General features: G+C 59.5%; 1 protein-coding gene. It reads right to left on the bottom strand.

Going from position 1 to position 767, the window contains the following annotated elements:
* Positions 1-767: AMP-binding protein (locus tag EAH78_RS32065; RefSeq protein WP_140672352.1), on the bottom strand; the 767-nt coding region annotated here is incomplete at both ends.

Below are 767 nucleotides of genomic sequence, written 5' to 3'. Positions count from 1 at the left end.
ACCGGCCTCTAATAGCCCTTGCAACTGAATGGGCGTGGAATCGAAAACATCCACGGCGTGCTGGGTAAAGTAGTGCCAGAGCTGCTGACCATCCATCCGGACGGCTGCCGGCACGATAACCACGGTATTGCCCGACAGCAATTGCATCCAGTCTTGCACAGAGGCGTCGAACAGGAGGCTGGCATTCATCGTGACACGGTACGGCTGTTTCATTCGCTCGGTGAAAAATGGGCGTAAACCACGATCAAGATTGAGGACATTGCGGTGCTCAACCATGACCCCTTTAGGCTGACCCGTACCGGCTTTGAGGATGGCCAGCAAGCCGACCACCATCTCCAGGCTGCGTTCGACACAGATCGCCACCCGATCATCCGGCCGTACCCCCAATGCGATCAGGTGATGGGCAAGGCGATTGGCCCGGCGGTTGAGTTCGCCATAACTCAGCGACTGGGATTCAAACACCAGTGCAGTGGCGTCGGGGTGGCGTTGTGCCTGGTCCTCGAACAGCTCATGGATCAGTGCCTCTTGCGGGAAGTCGGCCTGAGTGGCGTTGAAATCCACCAGCAGTTGCTGGCGTTCGGCGTCCGGCAGAATCGGTACCGTCAGGATGGGCCTTTGTGGATCGCTGACCACGGCATCAAGCAGGCCGTGCAGGGCGGTGACCAGGTAATGGGTCAGCCGTACGGGATCGATTCCGTGAAGGGTCTGGGCGGTCAGTGTGAAGCCCTCCCCCTGGTCGTCCACCGAGAGGGTGATGGGGTAGTTGG

The organism is Pseudomonas arsenicoxydans, from assembly GCF_006438915.1.
Lineage (GTDB): Bacteria > Pseudomonadota > Gammaproteobacteria > Pseudomonadales > Pseudomonadaceae > Aquipseudomonas > Aquipseudomonas arsenicoxydans_A.
The sequence above is the reverse complement of the archived record's forward strand: the minus strand, read 5'-3'. Positions and strand labels throughout refer to the sequence as shown.